Raw genomic sequence first — 4,932 nt, forward strand, 5'->3', positions numbered from 1 at the left:
GGCGGTGATGATGTGGTACTTGTTCATCAGTTCGCCCGCCACCAGGGTGCCCAGGTATTCCTCGGAAAGTTTGCTGGCCAGTCCGAAGGTGGCTTTGCCGGCCAGGCTTCCCGGCTGGTTGAATTCAATCCCCACCATCAGGCCGCGTCCTCTGACATCTTTTAAAAGCGGGTATTTTTCCTGTAGCCTGCGAAGTTCCTGCAGCAGGTAGGCGCCGTTTACACGTGCTTTTTCCGGCAGGTTTTCCTCGAATATTACTTCCAGGGCTGCGATACCCTGGGGTGTCAGGGGGACCGGGTTATCGACAACATTGTTTTGAAGCATATCTGGCCCCTGGTTGGCCATGGAATATCCTACTAGACGACGAAACTGAGAAAATCTTGTCTGAATGGGTTAAAAACTCTGGTCACATTGCAAAGATTAAACATTCCCGGACGTAATTCTGGGTAGAGTTCAATCTATGGCTCTATGTTTTAAGTAGCCATCATATCCCAAAACCTTTTTGAGGAGAGTGCAGTATGAATAAACCGTGGGTATCCCCAGTTTCCTGGTTTTCCCGTTTTCTTTGGGTATTTCTACCCGGCGTACGGGTTTTGGCCGGTATTTGCCGTCTTGGAGGGATTGCACGAGTTCCTTCCGGTTTCTTTTCAGGAAGGGTAGAAGGAGTTCTGGTAATATTTTTGATAAAAGACAGAAGGCAGTAAACGGTTGCGATTAACCGATAGTAAAATAATCTTTCAAAGTTAAGAAAATGGCTAAAATTTTATAAACATAAAACATTTTGACGTTCTCAATCGTGTTATTATTGAGCAAGCAATTTGGGAGGTGGGGCAGTGAGCATTTCTTTATTGCGTACGGATGAAGAAATGGAAGATATCTATAACAGATATGTCGATACCATCTATCGGATTGCTCTAATGCTGCTGAAGAATGTCTCAGAAGCGGAAGACGCCACACAGACTGTTTTCATCAAGCTGATGACATCGGGCTCTCAATTTGAGAGCGAGGAACACATGAAAGCATGGCTTATAGTAACTGCGCAAAACACCTGTAAGGATATGCTCAAAGGTTGGTGGCGCTCCAAGCGGGTAGATTCCGAATGTATTACCGAGCAAATTTATTCGCCAGACACTTTACATAGCGACATCTGGAGCAAAATCGCGGCTCTGGAGGACAAATACAAATTGCCTGTATATCTTCATTATTATGAGGGGTATAAGACGGAAGAAATCGCCGGAATGTTGAAAATCAACCACGCTACCCTACGAACCCGCTTGCGAACAGCGAAGAAAAAACTAAAACTTTTGCTTGAGGAGGATATTGAAGATGAATAAGAATGATTTGGTCGATTGCTTTAAAGAAATCACTCCCAGCCCTACGCAAAAGCAAAAGATGCTGAAAATAATTCTGGACAGCAGAAAAGGAGGAACAGTACCTTTGAAACGAACAACAAAAAGATTATCCTTAACAGCCGCAGTCATTGCGATTTGTATTCTCACCACGACAACCGCGCTTGCTATAAGCCTTGGTTGGAACGAGAAATTGATAGAGTATCTCAAACCGAGTGAAGAACAAATGGAAACGCTCAGCGGCGCAGTAAATATACCCGAAGCTACAGTTACTCAGAACGGCGTCACCATAACGGTAAAGCAGACGCTTGCAGACAGCTTTGGTGTCTATGTGTTATATGAAATGACCGTTCCCGAAGATATTGAGTTGAACGACGATATCCAATGGAAACATGGTTTCCTAAAGGTACCTAAGAAAACGGATGAGGCTACTGTCGGCGGTGTTTATGGTGCGGACACTTTGGAGCAAACCGGAAATAAAAGAACCGTACTGTATCACTTGCAGGCCACAGCACCGTTGGAAAACGGAGAAATTGAACTTAATTTTGGAGATTTGGGTTATTATAAGGTCACCGGAGACCCGAAAGGGCCTACGCCACCAGATATAGAATTTGTACCGCTTGTGGAAGGCGAATGGGACCTGAAATGGGAATTCAGCTACGTTGATACCAGCAAAACAGTTGAAGCAAACAAGCCTTTGAGCATCAATGGAAGCGAAGACACTATTTCCAAGGTTGTAATCTCACCGATGTCGGTATGTGCGTTTGTCAAAGGCGATGATATTCTGATGAGTGGTGTCCGACCTACCGTAAATTTCAAAGATGGCAGCCAGATTGCTTATGATGTAAATAGTAAAAACAAGTCGTTTGGTTACTATCTTATCGATGAAGCCAACCTGATTTACCAAAATCAACTGTATTACCGCTTTGAGAATATTATCAACGTAGATGACGTTGAAAGTATAACAGTCGGTGATGTGACGATTCCTATTGAATAGGCAGGCATTGGGACGCACAAACTCATTTTCAAAGTACATCTTAATCTTAAAAGCGGAGGATAAGGAATTTACCTTATCCTCCGCTTTGAGACGTTGAATTCGAATATGCAGCGATTCGAAACAATCATATGTCAAATTCCGTATGAAATGCTGAAAAGTACGGACAATTCCGTACTTTTCAGGCAAATTGTGGTGTAGGCGGGGGGAATCGAATGCCTGAATTGGGCACGTACGGATCTATGAGGGGCTCAGCTCGTGAGGGCTGGGTCTACTCGACCGCCTGTAGCCTATGCGACGTATTGCTACGTCCTCTTCCACATCCTGAATGCCGTAGAAGCTATTTCTACGGTGAGCCGGGGCTGATTAATAATTCTTGCTACGACCAGTTTAATCTATGGCTATCAGAAGGGCCTTAAGCATATTGACGAAGAGGCTGTAAGGCAGGCTGCTGTTGAATTGGGTATGTAATCATTTTCTACCTTGGGCTGGTTATTAATCGGCCTTTTTCTTTTAACTCATACATTATAGAAATAAATAGTGCTGCAGAAAATTACTGCAGCACTACTCTAGTTGATTCTTATTTCTTTAGCAAATAATATTTTCTATCTGTATGCTAGACTAAATAGAATATCACCCGAATCAGCATCAATAACAACATTATATTCATGGAATATTGGAGCTTGCATCCCTTCAGGTGCTTTGCCAGCTCTAGTTATTCCTTTAAAACTTACGATATAGCACGGAGCTTTTTCCAAAAAACCATCTTTTGATAGATATTTGTTGTTATTCTTTGTATCATCACTAAAAGCATTAAAGGCAGTGTTTGTAAGTTGATAGTATTCTACAACAATATCTATGGCTTGACTGGCATAATCTGGTCTGTCTTGAGAAACTATTTCGACAGCTTGCTCAGGAGTTATTTTGGCATTAATTGAGGCGTTTTCTAACTTGTTGCCAGCCTTTTCAAGCGCTTTTAAATCATGGGTGGTTTTCTTGATATCTGAAACAAACTGATGTTTAATATTATCTACTGAGTTTTGTTTTGCATAAACTACATATGAAAAAACAAGTATTAATCCTGCTGTTACAATACCTAACAACAGAAACTTTTTTAAAATACTGCTCTTTTTCATAGATATTTCCTCCTTTTAATACCTAGAATCCCAAGAATACCAATATCCGCCTGAACTCCAATAACTCGTATCTATACTGCTATTAGTATCATGCTTAAATGTTAATGATGGTTTTAGCCATGAACTGCCATTATAGTATTTTACTTGGGAAAATTCTAGCTTATTATCACTTGTACCAATATACTGCGTTGAGCTTGAGTCATTCTCATTATAATATTGAACTTCATTGGGATTCATGTTGATATAAACAGAACCAATGATAGCATCATCTGCTTTCCCAACCCAGTATCCATCGGAATTTCTTATTACTGAATAATTATGCCAGGTATTCCAAGCCGGACCAACAGAGCTGTTATATTCATAAGCATACGTACCATCTATGGCCTGATAAAAGTAATGACAAAGTGGCTTGTTAGTTTTTACTTCTACCGCCCAACCAACTTGTGCATATTTTATAGAATTATTCTGCCAAACCATAGGCCATGCACATGTCATATGTCCAGACGATATGACACCGTATGCTGCTGTATATATGTCAGCTTTTATACCGGTTATGTTGCCTGATGATGAGATCCATTTTCCTCCAACATATACATTGGCTGATGCTAAAGCAGGCAAGCAAAGGGTTATTAACATAATTAGCATTAAAAAGATAATAATTTTTCTTTTAAACATTTGCTTTCCCTCCATTTATTTTACCATTAAAAAATTTTTACGCTACATATTATAAATCTAAATTAGCATTATTTTCAGTAAACATCCCTCCCTTAATAAAGTTCGATTATCTTTAAATATTTTCTCTCTTTTTTCAAAGGCCGTTTTTAATGATTACAGGTATGCTCCTTAAATTTGTTTCTATATAGTAGAGTTTTTATATTTAAAAAGGTTACACATCAATAGCAATATTTTTTGAAAATCGATAGACGAGATTCGACATTATCCAACCATATATAATTAAAACCAGATCAATCAAGTCCGTTTTGCACCGGAGCAGGAACAAGGTTAGGAGATAATTAATTAAGATTTTAAATTAAAAGGGGATTTATTGAAGGATTGGAGGAAGGCGGTGTAGATATTAACGAACCCCAAAAACAACAAAAAAGATGTGGCCATCATTTGGGAAAAAACATATCTATATTCCTGCAAAAAAGACCAGGCTGATAGGATTCACTCAGCCTGGTCTTTATAAAAGAGAAATAGCATGCATCCTTTATTTGTTAATCAACGACTTAAGCATGGTCTTTGCGCCTGAGGCTGCTATGCTGAAAAACCCCTTGTTGGCAGCCAGGACCTTATCCAGGGCCTGCAGCAGGGTGTCAAGCTGTTCGCGGGTGACACCCAGAGGCGGCTCCAGGCGGATTACGTTGGGATTGTTCAGGGTATAGGCGGTGATGATGTGGTACTTGTTCATCAGTTCGCCCGCCACCAGGGTGCCCAGGTATTCCTCGGAAAG

General features: G+C 40.6%; 5 protein-coding genes and 2 pseudogenes. 2 read left to right on the forward strand and 5 right to left on the reverse strand.

The window, feature by feature from the left end:
* A partial coding sequence (locus Psfp_RS20590; protein WP_243120835.1) for an aminotransferase class III-fold pyridoxal phosphate-dependent enzyme occupies positions 1-324 on the reverse strand: 324 nt, incomplete at its 3' end.
* A gap of 201 nt (positions 325-525) precedes the next feature.
* Positions 526-669, reverse strand: a pseudogene (locus Psfp_RS22385) (group II intron reverse transcriptase/maturase); the annotation flags it as partial.
* Between the two features lie 164 nt (positions 670-833).
* On the opposite strand from Psfp_RS22385, the gene Psfp_RS20600 reads away from it, so the two are divergent.
* On the forward strand, positions 834-1,334 hold the full coding sequence (locus tag Psfp_RS20600) for a sigma-70 family RNA polymerase sigma factor (protein ID WP_243120836.1): 501 nt from the start codon (positions 834-836) through the stop codon (positions 1,332-1,334).
* Entirely contained in the window at positions 1,327-2,346 is a 1,020-nt protein-coding gene (locus Psfp_RS20605; RefSeq protein ID WP_134220386.1) for a DUF4179 domain-containing protein, read from the forward strand. Before Psfp_RS20600 ends, Psfp_RS20605 begins: the two co-directional genes overlap by 8 nt.
* Before the next feature lie 602 nt (positions 2,347-2,948).
* Here Psfp_RS20605 and Psfp_RS20610 read toward each other — a convergent pair.
* From Psfp_RS20610 to Psfp_RS21940, 3 genes and pseudogenes are all read right to left on the reverse strand, one after another.
* Entirely contained in the window at positions 2,949-3,479 is a 531-nt protein-coding gene (locus tag Psfp_RS20610; protein WP_134220387.1) for a hypothetical protein, read from the reverse strand.
* A gap of 15 nt (positions 3,480-3,494) precedes the next feature.
* Entirely contained in the window at positions 3,495-4,154 is a 660-nt protein-coding gene (locus Psfp_RS20615; protein WP_134220388.1) for a hypothetical protein, read from the reverse strand.
* A 535-nt stretch (positions 4,155-4,689) separates the two neighbouring features.
* Positions 4,690-4,932, reverse strand: a pseudogene (locus Psfp_RS21940) (putrescine aminotransferase); the annotation flags it as partial.

The sequence above is a fragment of the Pelotomaculum sp. FP genome (assembly GCF_004369245.1).
GTDB lineage: Bacteria > Bacillota > Desulfotomaculia > Desulfotomaculales > Pelotomaculaceae > Pelotomaculum_C > Pelotomaculum_C schinkii.

Bases quoted from the DNA above. Each gene is read 5' to 3' on its own strand.
- Psfp_RS20610 (WP_134220387.1), bottom strand. From the start codon at position 3,479: ATGAAAAAGAGCAGTATTTTAAAAAAGTTTCTGTTGTTAGGTATTGTA.
- Psfp_RS20605 (WP_134220386.1), top strand. From the start codon at position 1,327: ATGAATAAGAATGATTTGGTCGATTGCTTTAAAGAAATCACTCCCAGC.
- Psfp_RS20615 (WP_134220388.1), bottom strand. From the start codon at position 4,154: ATGTTTAAAAGAAAAATTATTATCTTTTTAATGCTAATTATGTTAATA.